Source organism: Parasedimentitalea denitrificans (assembly GCF_011813015.1).
Classification (GTDB): domain Bacteria; phylum Pseudomonadota; class Alphaproteobacteria; order Rhodobacterales; family Rhodobacteraceae; genus Parasedimentitalea; species Parasedimentitalea denitrificans.
Genome location: NZ_QHLQ01000027.1, coordinates 1 through 15,791, shown reverse-complemented (window position 1 = coordinate 15,791; position 15,791 = coordinate 1). Strand labels below are relative to the sequence as shown.

At 55.2% G+C, this 15,791-nt stretch carries 13 protein-coding genes; 8 read left to right on the top strand and 5 right to left on the bottom strand.

Features of this window, described 5'->3' with window-relative positions; all coding sequences use genetic code 11:
- Window positions 1–113 precede the first annotated feature (113 nt).
- A complete protein-coding gene (locus DL239_RS18990) occupies window positions 114–1,037 on the bottom strand; it encodes a nucleoside hydrolase (RefSeq protein WP_167685682.1) in 924 nt (307 codons plus the stop codon).
- Window positions 1,038–1,052: 15 nt separating this feature from the next.
- Window positions 1,053–2,150, bottom strand: a complete 1,098-nt coding sequence (gene ychF, locus DL239_RS18985) for a redox-regulated ATPase YchF (protein WP_167685681.1) — start codon at window positions 2,148–2,150, stop codon at window positions 1,053–1,055.
- Window positions 2,151–2,324: 174 nt separating this feature from the next.
- Here ychF and trpA point away from each other — a divergent pair, with 174 nt between their 5' ends.
- Both trpA and DL239_RS18975 read left to right on the top strand, forming a co-directional pair.
- Window positions 2,325–3,116, top strand: coding sequence for a tryptophan synthase subunit alpha (trpA, locus tag DL239_RS18980; RefSeq protein ID WP_167685680.1), 792 nt, complete (start codon window positions 2,325–2,327; stop codon window positions 3,114–3,116).
- Between the two features lie 113 nt (window positions 3,117–3,229).
- Entirely contained in the window at window positions 3,230–4,801 is a 1,572-nt protein-coding gene (locus DL239_RS18975) for a trimethylamine methyltransferase family protein (RefSeq protein ID WP_167685679.1), read from the top strand.
- Window positions 4,802–4,811: 10 nt separating this feature from the next.
- Here DL239_RS18975 and DL239_RS18970 read toward each other — a convergent pair whose 3' ends face one another.
- Together DL239_RS18970 and DL239_RS18965 are read right to left on the bottom strand one after the other, a co-directional pair.
- Window positions 4,812–5,264, bottom strand: a complete 453-nt coding sequence (locus tag DL239_RS18970; RefSeq protein ID WP_167685678.1) for a MarR family winged helix-turn-helix transcriptional regulator — start codon at window positions 5,262–5,264, stop codon at window positions 4,812–4,814.
- A complete protein-coding gene (locus tag DL239_RS18965) occupies window positions 5,257–6,402 on the bottom strand; it encodes an Acg family FMN-binding oxidoreductase (RefSeq protein WP_206188533.1) in 1,146 nt (381 codons plus the stop codon). The genes DL239_RS18970 and DL239_RS18965 overlap by 8 nt, the downstream gene beginning before the upstream one ends.
- Before the next feature lie 133 nt (window positions 6,403–6,535).
- Here DL239_RS18965 and DL239_RS18960 point away from each other — a divergent pair, with 133 nt between their 5' ends.
- A complete protein-coding gene (locus DL239_RS18960; RefSeq protein ID WP_167685677.1) occupies window positions 6,536–7,699 on the top strand; it encodes an alpha-hydroxy acid oxidase in 1,164 nt (387 codons plus the stop codon).
- 8 nt (window positions 7,700–7,707) lie between these two features.
- Here the strand turns inward: DL239_RS18960 and DL239_RS18955 are convergent, their stop codons facing one another.
- Window positions 7,708–8,886, bottom strand: coding sequence for an MFS transporter (locus DL239_RS18955; protein ID WP_167685676.1), 1,179 nt, complete (start codon window positions 8,884–8,886; stop codon window positions 7,708–7,710).
- Window positions 8,887–9,037: 151 nt separating this feature from the next.
- Here DL239_RS18955 and DL239_RS18950 point away from each other — a divergent pair, with 151 nt between their 5' ends.
- The 5 genes from DL239_RS18950 (at window position 9,038) to DL239_RS18930 (ending at window position 15,514) form a co-directional block, all read left to right on the top strand.
- Window positions 9,038–9,676, top strand: coding sequence for a 50S ribosomal protein L25/general stress protein Ctc (locus DL239_RS18950; RefSeq protein ID WP_167685675.1), 639 nt, complete (start codon window positions 9,038–9,040; stop codon window positions 9,674–9,676).
- A gap of 193 nt (window positions 9,677–9,869) precedes the next feature.
- Entirely contained in the window at window positions 9,870–11,789 is a 1,920-nt protein-coding gene (locus DL239_RS18945; protein ID WP_240932017.1) for a DUF3604 domain-containing protein, read from the top strand.
- Between the two features lie 100 nt (window positions 11,790–11,889).
- The gene (gene pth, locus DL239_RS18940; protein ID WP_167685674.1) at window positions 11,890–12,576 is read left to right on the top strand and encodes an aminoacyl-tRNA hydrolase; all 687 of its coding nucleotides are present in this window, start codon (window positions 11,890–11,892) and stop codon (window positions 12,574–12,576) included.
- 73 nt (window positions 12,577–12,649) lie between these two features.
- Entirely contained in the window at window positions 12,650–13,813 is a 1,164-nt protein-coding gene (locus tag DL239_RS18935) for a serine hydrolase domain-containing protein (protein WP_167685673.1), read from the top strand.
- 75 nt (window positions 13,814–13,888) lie between these two features.
- The gene (locus DL239_RS18930; protein ID WP_167685672.1) at window positions 13,889–15,514 is read left to right on the top strand and encodes an AMP-binding protein; all 1,626 of its coding nucleotides are present in this window, start codon (window positions 13,889–13,891) and stop codon (window positions 15,512–15,514) included.
- Window positions 15,515–15,791 lie beyond the last annotated feature (277 nt).

Here is a 15,791-nt window from a genome sequence, read left to right as displayed (position 1 = left end):
GCTGCACCAATTTCATACCTACACTAATTGGCCGCCGCGATTGCTCCCTTTTGAGGCTTAGGTGTTGGAACCGTGCCCCGACCGGAAGCCCCGCATTACCCCTTGGGGGAGTTTCAGGGTAGCAGTGACAGTCGCTTGAAGAACAGCTCTTTCACTGCATCTGACTGTACCTTGATACAGACATCAACTGGGGAGCGTTGACTGTCCAAGTCTGCCAAGGTAGCGCCTGAGGTTTCTCCCTCGCAAGAGACCTTTAGTGGGACGGGTTGCTTCTCGAATAGCTCGGGATGGGTGCAGGCTATTACGGCCGCCGGGTCATGCAGTGAACAGCCGTCGAATTTGCCAACGGATTCGTAGAAGTTCAAATAGAACACCGACATTTCTTGCAGCATCCCGCCCAGCTCGGGGGCTTGGGCCGCAATAGACGTAAAATCTGACTGTGTGCACATAATACGATGTGTGACATCCAGACCGACCATCACAACCTTTGCGTCGGATGCAAACACCACATCCGCAGCGTGGGGATCGTGGTAGATGTTGGCTTCGGCATGTGGAGTGATATTGCCACCCTCATTCAGCGATCCACCCATGATCACGATGCGCGCGACATTCTTGGCAAACTCGGGGTCGCGTTGCAGGGCGATTGCAATATTAGTTAGCGGCCCGATTGGGCAAACCACCAACTCTCCCTTATGTTCGCGGGCCATGCGGCACAGGAAATCGGCGGCGTCTTCGTCAACTGGTTGCCCCTTGGGCTGGGCCGCCGGAATATCGCCGAACCCTTCGTCACCGTGAACATGGGCTGACGGTGTAAAGGGCGGCAGCACCAGCGGTGCCTCGGCACCGTGCGCCACGGGGAGTTCCAAACCGGCGGCTTCTAGCAGTCGAAGGGCGTTGCGAGTGGCAATGTGGGTGGTGACATTGCCAAACACAGTGGTCAGACCCAACAGGTCAATATCCGACGCTGCTGCGGCGTAGAAAATCGCCATGGCGTCGTCGATCCCCGGATCGGTGTCGATGATCATTTTAACAGCCATGACGGGTCTCCTGGATCAATTGTTGAACAAGAAATGCATGACGTCACCGTCCTGCACAATATATGCCTTGCCTTCGGCGCGCATCTTGCCAGCCTCTTTGGCGCCTTGCTCACCGTTGTTGGCGATAAAGTCGTCATAGGCGATGGTTTCGGCGCGGATAAAGCCTTTTTCAAAGTCGCCGTGGATGACGCCGGCGGCCTGTGGGGCGCTGGTGCCTGTGCGGATGGTCCATGCACGGGCCTCTTTCGGGCCGACGGTGAAATAGGTTTCCAGATGCAGCAGCTCATAGCCAGCGCGGATCAAACGGTCCAGACCAGCCTCGGCCAGACCCATCTCGCCAAGGAACATCTCTGCCTCTTCCGGGTCCAGCTGCGAAATTTCTTCTTCGATCTGGGCCGAGATAATGACATGGCTGTTGCCCTGTGCAGCGGCCATTTCGGCCACGCGGGCAGAGTGGGCGTTGCCATCGACGGATTCTTCTTCGCCAACGTTGCAGACATACAGAATTGGCTTGCTGGTCAAAAGCTGTAGCAACTTCCAAGCCTTCAGGTCTTCGTCGTCGACTTCGACCAAACGGGCAGGCTTGCCGTCTTCCAGCATCTCTTGGGCGGCGGCCAACAGGCGATCCTGTTGTTGGGCTTCTTTGTCGTTGCCCTTTAGCTTGCGCACCAAGTTAGTACGACGCCGTTCGATGCTCTCTAGATCGGCGAGCATCAGTTCGGTTTCGATGGTTTCAGCATCAGCCACCGGTTCAACGCGATCCTCAACGTGGGTCACGTCGCCGTCCTCAAAACAGCGCAGCACATGGGCAATCGAGTCGGTCTCGCGGATGTTGGCCAAGAACTGGTTGCCCAATCCTTCGCCTTGTGACGCACCTTTGACCAGACCGGCAATATCAACAAATGTCATCCGCGTGGGGATGATCTGTTTGGAGCCAGCAATGGCTGCCAGCTTGTCCAGCCGCGAATCGGGCACGCCAACCTCGCCCACGTTGGGCTCGATGGTACAGAACGGAAAGTTGGCCGCCTGCGCCGAAGCGGTTTTGGTCAATGCGTTGAACAATGTGGACTTACCGACGTTTGGAAGCCCAACGATCCCCATTTTAAAGCCCATGACGGCCTCCTGAAACTGCAGTTGCGCCGCTCATAGCTGTCTGCAGCCAAAATAGCCATAGTTGGCAGGCTACAGTCGAAACAAGGTGGTGTTCCTGGCCCGTTTGCGCGGGCGGTATTGATTTCCCCTTCAGATTTGGGCACATCCAACGGGTACATTGGAAAAGGCCTGATCATGACCCGTATTGACGCCAAATTTGCCGAACTTTCGGCAGCAGGAAAAAAAGCTTTTGTATCCTACGTGATGGCGGGCGATCCGGATTTTGACACGTCGCTAGAGATCGTCAAAGGCCTGCCTGCTGCGGGTGTTGACATCATCGAGCTGGGCTTGCCGTTCACCGACCCAATGGCCGACGGTCCGACAATTCAGCTGGCCGGTCAGCGCGCGCTGGATGGTGGCATGACCCTCCAGCGGACGCTGGATCTGGCGACCGAGTTCCGCAAGACCGACGATACCACCCCGATTGTGTTGATGGGATATTACAATCCAATCTATTCGCGCGGTGTCGACAAGTTCCTGGTCGATGCCAAAGCAGCCGGTATCGATGGTTTGATCGTAGTAGACCTGCCGCCGGAAGAGGACAGTGAACTGTGCATCCCGGCGCAAAAGGCTGGGTTGAACTTCATTCGCTTGGCGACCCCGACCACTGATGACGCGCGTCTGCCGCGGGTGCTGCAGAATACGTCGGGCTTTGTTTATTATGTCTCGATCACTGGTATCACCGGTGCGGCCGAGGCAGAAGCTGGCGATGTTGGCCCCGAAGTTTCCCGTATCAAGTCAGCCACTGACCTGCCGGTCATTGTTGGTTTTGGTATCAACACACCAGAACGGGCCGAGAAAATCGCCTCTATCTCGGATGGCGCGGTTGTGGGCAGTGCCATTGTCAGCCAAATCGGGGCGGGCAAGCCAGTGGATGAAGTGCTGGCCTTTGTGAAGTCGCTGTCTGACGGCGCCCACCGGGCCTAAACAAAAAACTTGAGTGCCATTTCGTTGCTGCTACCATCACCCTGCTCAAGTCGGCAGGCAGTGAGCGGAATCGGTGTGTGCCATGGTCTTCATTTTCCTGAGGAGGAATGAGCATGGTTGAGAGCACAGTAACCCCGACACCCAAGCGCCGCGGGCGCAAGAACCCACCAATCACCCGGTCAGCGGCGGATGCATTTTCAATGGAACACGTGATCGGGCCGCGTGCCGGGTTTGGGTTTCTTGACAGTGATCGTATGGCGTTCATGAAAGAGCGCGTTTTCCGTCTGTTGGCAGAGTATGGCGTGATGGTCGTCCATCCCGTTGCCCAAGAGGCGTTGAAACGGGCAGGGGCCACCGAAGGAGCCGAGGCGGGCCGGTTGCGTATGCCCCGCGCCATGGTCGAAGAAGCCCTGGCCGCAACTCCGAAACAGGCGCGGTTATGTGGCAAGACCCGTGATCGTGATCTGACCATCCCGCGTTTGGACGGTGGCTTTGTGTTGCGCACGGGGACCGGTGGCCATGGCTATGTCGATCCGCGCGATGCTTCGTATCGGAATATGGATCTGAAAGCGGCGGGTGAGATTGCTGCGGTGGCCGACCAACTTGATCAGGTGGGGTATATCGCACATCCGTTTGTGCATGGCGTGCCCGAAGTCACTGCAGACATTCACTCTTATGCCAAGATCACCAGTCACACGACCAAACACACTTGGATGCAGCCCTATCAAAAGGAAAACATCGATTACCTTTTGAAAATTGCCGCCATTGCTGCGGGTGGCGACGATGAATTGCGCGCCAATCCATCGACAAGTTGCATCACCTGCTCGTTCTCGCCGTTGGAGTTCAAGTATATGGACACCGAGGTTATCATCAAATGCGGCCAATACGGCGTGCCTGTGCATGCCTGTTCATTGCCTTCTGCCGGCGGCACCGCGCCGCTGTCGGTATCGGCCCTATCGCTGATGGCCGTGACCGAGGTCGTCGGAATGATCACCATGGCGCATGTGCTGTCGCCGGGCCTGCCAATTATCGCGACGCCGCTGATGTTCGCGCTTGATATGCGCACCGGAAGCGCCTTGCAGTCCAGCGTCGAGGCGATGCAGGCGGCCAGCCTGTCGGCGCAACTGGCCAAGCATGGGTTTGGTCTGATGGCACATACCTATGGGGCAGGCTCGGATACGCCGGATGCTGATCACCAGTCCATGGCCGAACGCGCCATGTTGATGCAAACTGTGGCCTTGTCGGGGGCTGATATTCTGGGTGGCGTGGGCCAGCTGGAATGCGCCACCGTTTTCAGTCCGGTACAGGCCGTACTGGACAATGAGATCGGGGCTATGACGAGCCGCTTCTTACGGGTGCCAGATATTAGCGAAGACAGTATGAATTGGGATGAAATGTGTAAGGTTGCGGTCGGCGGGCATTTTCTGGACAGCAACCACACGGTTTCTGGGTGCCGCGATCAGATGGTGCCAAAAGTGTTCCAGCGCATGGGGCGTGATGATTACGAGGCATCGGATCGGCGTGGTGCCTTTGAGGAAGCCCGCGATACAGCTTTGGCCTATATCGCTGCCGCGCCCGAGCAAGGTGTTCTGAACGAGGATCAGAACAAGGAAATAGCAGCTTTGGCTTTGGCCGCCGACAAGCACATCGTTGAAGTCTATAAAGGCAAAGTCGAAACGATCTAAGCGTTCGCGCTTAAATCTCGTCTCGTGCTTTGTCCAGAAATTGGCGCATCTCGGTCAGGGCAGGCAGCAAGGCTTCGACTTTGTCTTCCGGGAAGTGCTCGGCAAAATCGCCCATGCCCGTAGCGGCTGCTGCAACCATGTCTTCTCTGACCTGACGGCCCTTGTCGGTCAGCCAGATGCATTTGCTGCGGGCATCTTCTGGGTTGGGGCGCATTTCGATCAACCCGTGTTTGACACATCCGCTTAGGGTGTGGGTCATCGTGGTTTTGGGAACCTGAAATGCGCGGGCAATGGCAAGGGGGGTCGTCCCCTCGCCAACGCGCACCAGATGGTTGAGCACACCGAAATGTGAGCTGAGCAACCCATCAGGCAGTCGTGCCTCAAGCAGGGCGCGGCTGAGCTGATGTAGGATCCCTATTTCGTTGAACAGTACAAAATAAGGAGAGGGCCGTGTGTCAGGCATCTATGATCTTCGCTTCCAATGGCCAGCGCGGGCTTTCCGGGACTGGCGCACAATATCCAAGGCGTCCAAACATTTGCACGGTTTCCCCGTCCTCGGCCAGTTCTTTGTGGATTTGGGCGTAGTGATCAGCCATTTCCGGGTATTCTTGTAGCGCCTGACTTAGCGGTTGCAGGCCCATGCCAAGCGCGGTGGTTTGCAGGTTCAGCCGCACCCAATCGCGTCCCGCAGTGATCTGATCCTCGCGTGTGTTGCCCTTAGTGGTTATCCAGATATGCGCCATCGCGGTGCGCGTGTTTGATAAAACAGCGTCGATGCCGCCGGTATAGGTCACACTTTCTTTGTCTAGGGCTGCTTTGCGGCTGAACAGGCCAAACATGTTGAGCGTTTCGAACAACGGACCAGAGAAGTCGATACCGTCTGGGTTCGTATTGACCTCGGCGCGACCAATGCGGAACAGATCGACGCTTTCACGATAGGTATGGGGTGTGTCGATTTCGACCATCATCGCCTCTTCGGACAGTTTGCGGTAATGCTCCACAGATTGGTCCGAATTGTCGGCCCAACGCCGCGTGCCGGATTGCGACGCACTAATCAGGCCACGCAGATCGCTGTCGCTAACCGGTCGATCCATTTCAAAGGGCTCTTTTTGTGTGCGCCGCTGCATGATGTGCGCGAACAAAGGGTCGGGCTGAACCGTATCTGATTTCTGAAAATGGGCGATGGCAACGGGGCGGCTGTCCAGTTTTTCAGTGTCAGACCCTTCGGGGAACAGGTCGAACTGCACATCATAGCCATCCTGCGCGGCTGCCATCCGCATGACCTCAAGAAAACAGCCCTGACCGATGGTGATCTGACGGCTGAACGGGTCTGTGTGCGGCAGAAGGCGACTGGTATCCACATAGAGTTTGACTTGATCCGGTGTGGCCAGATCAACCATCCAGGGCTGTCGGTTGTGCGGGTTCGGGGCAAGGATAGCGTAGGACAGCGCGCGCTTGCGGACTTCGTTATACTGACCGGCCGCGGCCCATGGTGCCAAAGCCTTGGTTGGCTTGCGGGTTATGTGAACCCCAGTTCCTGCCGCGGCAAGAATTACACCGCCACCAATCATGGAAAGAGCTTTGCGTCTGGAAATTGTCATAGGTCACCTTTTTGTACGATATCGCACTAAATATAGTGCGATATCGCACTTTCAAGAGGTGCGTCGAATTTTCTGTTGCAGTTGATCATTCAGATTGGTAAATTTTCTTTACCAAAAGTGAGAGCGACACGAAATGCCAGTCATTACCAATATCGACGACCTCAAACGGATTTATCAGCGCCGGGTTCCGCGGATGTTTTACGACTATGCCGAAAGCGGTAGCTGGACCGAGCAGACGTTTCGTGAGAACACCACCGATTTTGACCAGATCCGCCTGCGTCAGCGCGTTGCAATTGATATGACCGGCCGGTCGACAGCTAGCCAAATGATAGGGCAGGATGTGTCGATGCCGGTTGCGCTGGCACCGGTTGGATTGACAGGCATGCAGCACGCTGATGGCGAGATCAAAGCGGCGCGTGCTGCTGAAAATTTTGGCGTACCCTATACCCTGTCTACCATGTCGATTTGTTCGATCGAGGATGTGGCCGAACACACAAAGAAGCCATTCTGGCTGCAAGTCTACACACTGAAAGACGATGATTTCATGCAGCGCCTGTTTGACCGCGCTAAGGACGCCAAGTGTTCGGCAGCGGTGATTACAGTTGACCTGCAGTTGCTAGGCCAACGACACAAAGACCTGAAAAATGGCTTGTCTGCCCCGCCAAAACTGACAGTGAAATCGGTCAGCAACATGATGACCAAGGTGCAGTGGGGGCTAGGCATGCTGGGCACCAAGCGCCGTTTCTTTGGCAATATTGTTGGCCATGCCAAGGGGGTTAAAGACCCATCGTCACTTAGCACATGGACGGCTGAAGCTTTTGATCAGGCTTTGGACTGGGATCGTATCCGCGAGTTTCGCAAGATGTGGGACGGGCCACTGATCATCAAGGGGATCTTGGATGCCGAGGACGCCAAGCAGGCGTTGAATGTTGGAGCTGACGCCATCATCGTTTCCAACCACGGTGGTCGCCAATTGGACGGAGCGCTGAGTGCAATTAAGTCCCTGCCTGCGATCATGGATGCGGTTGGCGATAAGATCGAGGTTCACCTAGATAGCGGAATTCGTTCGGGCCAGGACGTGCTCAAGGCGCTATCGATGGGGGCGAAAGGGACCTACATTGGCCGCGCTTATATCTATGGATTGGGTGCCATGGGCGAGGCGGGCGTTACCAAGTCTTTGGAAGTGATCCACAAAGAGCTGGATACATCGATGGGGTTGTGTGGCGTGCGGCAGGTCGGTGATTTGAGTGAGAACAATCTACTGATCCCAGAGGATTTCGAAGGGAAGTGGCAATAGCCTGGAAATCAGGTGTGAGGTGATGGGGCGGGGTGCGGTGAACGCCCTGCCAGAACACGTAGCATTGGGACCAAAACGACAGAAATAGTGAGAAGGCTGACGGCGATCACTGAAAAAGCAATCGGCAGTCCAAAGTTTTCTGCCAGAAACCCCATGACTGGCGGGCCAATAAAGAACCCAGCGTATCCGATGACGGCCAGACGAGAAATCGCCAAACCACGCAGCGCAGGGGGCACATGCTTTCCGACCCATGCAAAGGCCATTGGGGCGACCACCGATACGCCAAATCCCAAAATTCCAAACCCAAGATAAGCAAGCAGTGAGCTCGGGGCCCAGGCCGCAATAGCCGTGCCAAGGGCTGCAAGTGTGCCGGCCCATCGCAGAACAACACCTTCGGCAAACTTGCGCACAATAAGTTGGCCGGATAAGCGCCCAAAACCCATCGTGATGCCAAGAATGGCGGGCCCTAATGCGCCCTCAGCTGCACCTACACTAAATCGCCGCTCAAGATGTAGGGCAGACCAAGCTTCGGTGGATTGCTCAGCCATGAACCCAAATAAAACAATCACTCCGCCGACGATAATTAGGGCCTTCGGCAAAGGGGAGGGTGATTCACTCACCGAACTTATTTCGCGAAATGCGTGGTCGCTCCTCACTTGGGTCGCGCAAACAAGGCTGGCCGCGCCGAGCAGTGCGAAAACAACTAGTGGTACGATCTGTATTTCCCGCAGGCCGCCAGCAGTTAGTGCTGACAGAGCATAGGCAAAGGAAAAAATTGCATGGTTCAGGTTCATTAGTGGCCGGTTGTGATGGGCCTCTAAATGGCTGACGCGGGTGTTCATTATGACATCCAACAGCCCGGACGCGCCGGATGCGAGTACCATCGCCAATGAAAAGGTCACTGCCGAGGTTGCAACAGCGGGTAGAAGAAACGCCGCCGCCAACATGAAAATGCCCACCATAAGGCTATGATGTTTCAAGAGCGCATCCAACCGTGGTGCGAGCCACATGGCAGCCACAGCGCCAATAGCGCCGACTAGCAATGCAATGCCAAACTCAGCATCGCCCAGATCAGCGGCGTCTTTCAATTGCGGTGCAAATGCTGCAAAGGCCCCCCAGTAGAGACCCACAACCACAAAGGCGGGCGCTGTCCGTCGGCTAATCCGTATGTCTTGCAGCAATGTCATGTACAGCAGCTTGCATGGTCGCCTTTACACAGCAAGTGCAAATAGTCTTGAACAACTGGCTTGCAGATTTCTCTAATCCCGTTTACAGGCAGCTCTTCACGCGGGAATACAGCCTTGGAGGATTCCCGCCCTTACAATTTGGAGAATTATCATGGCTGGAGAGATTCCTAATCTCGAAGCTCTGGAACGGACGGGGACAGGCAAGGGCGCCGCTCGTCAGGCACGTCGCGACGGTCTGGTTCCTGGTGTTGTTTACGGTGGCGACACTGACCCATTGGCAATCAACATCCCTTTCAACAAGCTGTTGAAAATGCTGAAAGCGGGCCGGTTCAAGTCGACTCTGTTCAACCTGAAAGTTGAAGGCCACGACGACGTTCGCGTTATCTGCCGCGACGTTCAGCGTGACGTTGTCAAAGATTTGCCAACACACCTTGACCTGATGCGCCTGCGCCGCACTTCGGAAATCGCCCTGTTCATTCCGGTCGAGTTCACCAACGAAGACGAAGCACCTGGCCTCAAGCAAGGCGGCGTTCTGAACGCTGTGCGTCCAGAGGTTGAGCTGGTTGTGACCGCTGGCGATATCCCTGAGAAGCTGGTTGTAGACCTGTCCGGTCTGAACCTTGGCGACACTGTCACCATCTCTTCGATCGACCTGCCCGAAGGTGCACGTCCAACTATCGATCGTGACTTTGTTATTGCAAACATCTCGGCCCCATCCGGGCTGCGTTCGTCTGGTTCTGACGACGAAGAAGGTGAAGCTGAAGGCGAAGAAGCCGCAGCCGAAGAATAAGATTTTGCCAACGGCAAATCTGAAACGGGGTCCTTTGGGGCCCCGTTTTTTTGTTTAGGAAGCCCAAACCGGCAAACATCTGCTGTAATTACTTGGTAGAATAGTATTTTCTCCCTTGCCGCGGATTTCGTGTGTAGCTTCACACGCATAACGAGCTGCACTTCTTTAATTAGTTGATACCGGGAGACCTATTATGATGCGATCATCAAATCTTCGCCGACCACTGGCACTCGCCATCCTTGCACAGTGCTGGGCATTTACGGCGATGGCTCAGGTTCAGGACATGACGCCGTCAAAAGAGGACGTCGGGGCCAGATTCACCAGTGATCATTACTCGCCTTACGCTGGGCGTAATTTTCCCACCCAGGTTCTTTGGGGCGACACGCATTTACATACCGAAGTGTCGGTAGACGCCGGGACCATGACACGGCTGAGCCAAGAAGACGCCTTTCGCTTCGCTCGCGGTGAGGAAGTGACCACAACGCACGGGTTGCGGGCTAAGCTGGGTCGCCCGCTTGATTGGTTGGTAGTTTCAGACCACGCGGAGATGTACGGGTTGATGCCTCAGTTGCTGGCAGGTGATCCGCAGGTGCTTTCAACACCGCAGGGTAAGGCTTGGTATGACGAGCTAGTCTCAAACGACCGGGATCGAATTTTTGACACCGCAATGGAGATTGTCGCCTCGCTGTCTACCGACACTCCGCCAATCGACAACGCTGATGCGATCAAGTCGGCTTGGCAGACCTACACGGCACTTGCTGATCGCTACAACGACCCTGGTACTTTTACCGCAATGATTGGTTATGAATGGACTGCCGAAGGGGGGGATAACATTCACCGTAATGTTCTGTTCCGCGACAATGCCGCCATGGCCAATAGGGTGGTGCCATATTCGCAATTCGACAGTAAAAACCCTGAGGATCTGTGGGCGCATCTTGCTGAATATGAGGACCTAACCGGGGGCGATGTCCTTGCGATCCCTCACAATGGTAACCTCAGCAACGGCCGTCTATTCTCGGTTTCGAACTACGACGGAACCCCGCTGACCGCCGAATTGGCCGCACTGCGTGCCAGATTTGAACCGGTGATTGAAACAACTCAGATTAAGGGCGACAGCGAAGCCCACCCGTTTCTTTCCCCGGATGATGAGTTTGCGGATTTTGATACCTGGGATGCGTCGAACCTGAATGGAACTCAGGCTAAAATCCCGGAAATGCTACAGTACGAATATACGCGCGAGGCTTACAAAACGGGCCTGATGCTCGAGGAACAACTGGGCATCAATCCCTACAAGGCAGGTCAGATCGGATCGACTGACGCTCATACCGGTATGGCCGCAGTTGAGGAAGAGAACTTCTTTGGCAAACACTCTGGGGTCGAGCCGGAACCAAACCGGTGGGAACACGTCGTTATCGAAGCTCCGGATCCGGAATTCACCATTTATGGCTGGCAGCAGGCGTCAGGCGGCTATGCAGCGGCATGGGCAACCGAAAACACCCGTGAAGCTATTTTTGACGCAATAGAACGACGCGAGGTTTACGGCACAACCGGATCCCGCATCACATTGCGGTTCTTTGGCGGTTGGGATTTTGCCCCCGAGGATGCAGCATCGCGCCTGCCTGCGGATATTGGCTATGCCAAAGGCGTCCCAATGGGCTCAGACCTTCCTGCCCAAACTGGCGGGGATGCCCCAAGTTTTCTGATTGCGGCGCTCAAGGATTCTTACAGTGGCAATCTGGATAGGGTTCAGGTGATCAAAGGCTGGTTGAACAGTGACGGTACGCGCGGCGAGAAAGTATATAATGTCGCCTGGTCCGGTGATCGGCAGTTGGATGCAGATGGCAAACTACCAGGGGTTGGCAACACCGTTGATGTGGCCAAAGCCACCTGGACCAATAGTATTGGCGCACCTGAACTCATCACCCAATGGCAGGACCCAGACTTTGACCCATCGGTGCGGGCCTTCTACTATGTGCGTGTGATCGAGATCCCAACACCGCGTTGGACAGCCTACGAGGCCATGCGCTTTGATGTGCAGATGGACAGCAATGTGCCGATGACCACAACCGAGCGCGCCTATAGTTCGCCGATATGGTACACGCCGCAGGGCTGACAAGTTTGAGTGCCGGGGCATTTCGATGACCTGGCACTCTGGATTCTTCGCCGTATTCAGTGCATCAAGCCAGTCGAGCACACTAAAGGCGAGACGTAGCATGAAACTCTTTGTCGGGTTGGGGAACCCGGGCGGAAAATACGCCCGAAACCGGCACAACATTGGCTTTATGGCTTTGGATCAGATTGCGGATGATCACGGGTTTTCGCCGTGGAAGTCCAAATTTCAGGCACAGATCAGCGAAGGCAAGTTTGGGAGCACCAAAGTTCTTTTGCTAAAGCCCCAGACATTCATGAACTTGTCCGGCCAGTCGGTGGGCGAGGCAATGCGGTTCTATAAGCTGACTGTCGATGATGTGACGGTGCTGCATGATGAGCTGGACTTGGCGCCGGGCAAATGCCGGGTCAAACAGGGTGGGGGGCACGCTGGTCACAATGGCCTGCGCTCAATCCATTCCCATATTGGCGCAGATTATAGCCGCGTGCGTCTGGGCATCGGCCATCCCGGACACAAGGATGCGGTGGCGGGATATGTTCTGCGTGATTTCCCCAAGGCGGACGAGGTCTGGCTGGATGATCTGATGCGCGGCATCTCGGATGGCGCTGCGTCGCTGGCGGACGGCGATAGTGGGCGTTTTATGAATGCTGTCGCCCTGCGCGTCGCGCCTCCGCGCAGTTCGAACAACAAGCCCAAGGGCGAGGGCGCTAAAGCTGCCAAGCCAGAGAGCAAAGAAGAACAGCCTGACACCCGCTCTCCGTTGGAAAAGCTGATCGGAAAGTTCAAATAACGCATTTTCCGTAGCGTTCTGGTTGCCCCAAGGCCTGTCTCAGGCTTGGGTATGGCAACTGAAAGGAACGTTTATGCGCAGAGCTTTTAAGATCACTTTTCGAATTTTATTGGTGTTGGTTGTTAGTGCAGCATCTCTAGGTGTCTGGAAGCGCGAAGAAATTTTCCGTTTGCTGGCGGTGAACTCGCTGTTTGCAGAAGAGAAAATTGTTGGCAATTTCTCTAATATGGAAGGGGCTTTTGAGACCACTCCGCTGGCGCGCGGGACCAAAGCGATCAGCCCGCTTCCGCAGGGCGGTGAGATGGTCTTGCCTGCGGGCACTGATCAATGGCTCAAAGATCGCGCGGTGACCTCGCTTCTGATCTTGAAGGACGGTCAAATCCGCCACGAAAGCTATCATCTGGGTACCGCCCCAAATGATCGGCGCATTTCATGGTCGGTTGCCAAAAGCTATCTGTCGGCGCTGTTTGGGGTGTTGATAGACGAAGGGGCCATTGCCTCGCTTGACGATCCGGTCACCAAATATGTCCCATCGCTAAAAGAAAGCGCCTATGACGGCGCCAGCATTCGTAATGTCCTGAACATGGCCAGCGGTGTCACCTTTGATGAGGACTATCTGGATTATGATTCCGACATCAACCGCATGGGCCGCGTTATCGCTCTGGGGGGAACCTTGGATGAGTTCACGATTGATCTAAAGGAGAGCTTCGCCACACCGGGCGACACATGGCAGTATGTCTCGATTGACACCCATGTGATCGGAATGGTGGTCCGCGGGGCGACAGGCCGTGATGTGCCGTCGTTGCTATCGGAAAAGATCCTGTCCCCGCTTGGGCTCGAGCGAGACGGCTATTTCATTACTGATGGTGCCGATGTGGCTTTTGTTCTGGGCGGGCTGAATTTTACCACGCGGGACTTTGCCCGCTTTGGTCAGATGATCGCGCAGAATGGCAGTTATGGTGGTGATCAGATTGTGCCTGCTGATTGGATCGCTGAATCCACACGGCCCTCTGCTCCAACTGCGGATGGGAAAATTGGGTATGGATATCAGTGGTGGATCCCGCAAGGCTCGCATGAGGGCGAATTCATGGCCCGTGGCGTCTATGGGCAGTACATTTACATCGATCAGACCCGCAATGTGGTGATCATGAGCACGGGCGCGGATCGCAAGTTCCGCGAGCCTGGTGTGAACGACGGTAATATTGAAATGTTCCGCAAGTTGGTGAGTATTCTGTAACCTTTAAAACTAGGAGCATTGTGGCGGTTGTGCTCTTGAAACGCGCAAGACGATTTAGACTAAGGGGATATTGATATGAAAAGCTGGTTGAAAACATATAGCGCAGAGGTTCCGGCAGAGATTGACGCAGATCGCTATCCGTCGCTTGTGGCGCTGTTCGAAGAAGCGGCCGAGACCTACGCCGACAACGTCGCCTATGAATGTTTCGGTACGGCGATGACCTACGCCGAAGTCGAGATGAAATCACGCGCGGTTGCGGCCTATTTGCAAAACAAGATGGGTGTTCAGCGCGGCGACCGCATAGCCCTAATGACCCCAAATACCTTTGCCTTTCCCATTGCCATGCTGGGTATTCTTCGGGCGGGTGCTGTGCAGGTTAACGTCAACCCGCTCTATACCGCGCGAGAGCTGGAGCATCAATTAAACGATTCCGGCGCGGAAACGATCCTGATCTTCGGTGGCGCGACCCCGGTTCTGGCTGATATTATCGGAAACACTTCGATCAACAGGGTCATCTCCATTGATCTGGGTGATGGAACCAATCTAGAAATTTCCTCTCCTTCGGTGGACGACAGGTTGGCAGATGTCATCCCCTTGTCTGATGTGCTCACTCAGGGTGAAGGCCTAGAGTATCACCCGGTTGGCTTGACCGGCGAAGACAACATCTTTTTCCAGTATACTGGCGGGACAACCGGTCCCTCTAAGGGGGCTGTCCTGAGCCATCGTAATGTGGTGGCAAATATCGAGCAGTTCAAAGCCCATTGGCACGAAGCCTTTCGGCCTGAGGTCGAAGTCATGGTCTGCGCGCTGCCACTGTATCATATCTTTGGCCTGTCGGTGTCTTTGTCTTATGTATCGCTAGGGGGACGGATCCTGCTGATCCCAAACCCGCGTGATATGGAAGCCGTCATTGACACGATCAAGGATGCGGGCATCACCATGTTCCCTGCGGTCAATACACTATTCACTGGATTGGCGATGCATCCGCGGGTCAAGGAAATCGACTTCTCGAAACTAGTATTCTCACTAGGAGGAGGCTCTGCGGTTCTTGAAACTACGTCGAACAGTTGGAAAGAGCTGACCGGCAGGCACATCACCGAAGGCTACGGTATGTCCGAGGCCTCGCCGCTGTTGACTGGGGTGCCAATTGGTGGCGCGGAGTTTAGCGGCTCTTGCGGATTGCCGGTGCCTTCTACCGATATTATTCTGTTGGCAGACGATGACACAATTGTTCCAGTCGGAGTGCGTGGCGAGATTTGTGCCAAAGGTCCGCAAATGATGGCGGGGTATTGGAACAGGCCCGACGCAAACGCCGAGGTCTTTACCAAAGATGGCTACTTCCGGACTGGTGACATCGGTGTCTTCGATGAGGCTGGCTTCCTTCGGATTGTCGATCGCAAGAAGGACATGATCATCGTGTCAGGTTTCAACGTCTTTCCAAATGAAATTGAGGCCGTTGTGGCTGCCTGTGACGGGGTAGCGGAATGCGCCTGCATCGGAGTGGCGGACGACAAGACAGGTGAAGCCGTAAGCCTCTTTGTTGTCAAAGTGGCGGGGGCTGAGGTGACTGACGAGATGATCATCGAGTACTGCCGCCAAAATCTGGCTGCTTACAAAGTGCCGCGCCAGGTTACCTATCTAGGCGAACTGCCGAAATCCAATGTTGGCAAGATTCTCCGTCGCGCGCTTCGCGTGGTTTGATCTGCACATTGGTTCTTCGTCTGGTTCGAGTCGTTTTTCCGGACTTCCGACTCGTTTTTCGATCATTTGGCGGGTGAGTCTGTGGATAGGTCTGTGGATTGCTCTACATGGTTGATCTGGCGGGTTGGATTCGGTGGATTTGGCGGAGTGTCGGTTGGATTTTGGGGCAGGGGTGTTGACTTTTTTCGGGCGTAACCATTTGATTTCATTGGTCGCACCACCTTTCTTTGCAGAAACTTTGTCTTTTGTTGATTTTGGTGTTGCGGAGACCTCTGAC

What these genes read in the sequence shown, in the direction of transcription:
- DL239_RS18990 (WP_167685682.1), bottom strand. Translation starts at nt 1,037, where the DNA reads ATGGCTGTTAAAATGATCATCGACACCGATCCGGGGATCGACGACGCC.
- ychF (WP_167685681.1), bottom strand. Translation starts at nt 2,150, where the DNA reads ATGGGCTTTAAAATGGGGATCGTTGGGCTTCCAAACGTCGGTAAGTCC.
- trpA (WP_167685680.1), top strand. Translation starts at nt 2,325, where the DNA reads ATGACCCGTATTGACGCCAAATTTGCCGAACTTTCGGCAGCAGGAAAA.
- DL239_RS18975 (WP_167685679.1), top strand. Translation starts at nt 3,230, where the DNA reads ATGGTTGAGAGCACAGTAACCCCGACACCCAAGCGCCGCGGGCGCAAG.
- DL239_RS18970 (WP_167685678.1), bottom strand. Translation starts at nt 5,264, where the DNA reads ATGCCTGACACACGGCCCTCTCCTTATTTTGTACTGTTCAACGAAATA.
- DL239_RS18965 (WP_206188533.1), bottom strand. Translation starts at nt 6,402, where the DNA reads ATGACAATTTCCAGACGCAAAGCTCTTTCCATGATTGGTGGCGGTGTA.
- DL239_RS18960 (WP_167685677.1), top strand. Translation starts at nt 6,536, where the DNA reads ATGCCAGTCATTACCAATATCGACGACCTCAAACGGATTTATCAGCGC.
- DL239_RS18955 (WP_167685676.1), bottom strand. Translation starts at nt 8,886, where the DNA reads ATGACATTGCTGCAAGACATACGGATTAGCCGACGGACAGCGCCCGCC.
- DL239_RS18950 (WP_167685675.1), top strand. Translation starts at nt 9,038, where the DNA reads ATGGCTGGAGAGATTCCTAATCTCGAAGCTCTGGAACGGACGGGGACA.
- DL239_RS18945 (WP_240932017.1), top strand. Translation starts at nt 9,870, where the DNA reads ATGATGCGATCATCAAATCTTCGCCGACCACTGGCACTCGCCATCCTT.
- pth (WP_167685674.1), top strand. Translation starts at nt 11,890, where the DNA reads ATGAAACTCTTTGTCGGGTTGGGGAACCCGGGCGGAAAATACGCCCGA.
- DL239_RS18935 (WP_167685673.1), top strand. Translation starts at nt 12,650, where the DNA reads ATGCGCAGAGCTTTTAAGATCACTTTTCGAATTTTATTGGTGTTGGTT.
- DL239_RS18930 (WP_167685672.1), top strand. Translation starts at nt 13,889, where the DNA reads ATGAAAAGCTGGTTGAAAACATATAGCGCAGAGGTTCCGGCAGAGATT.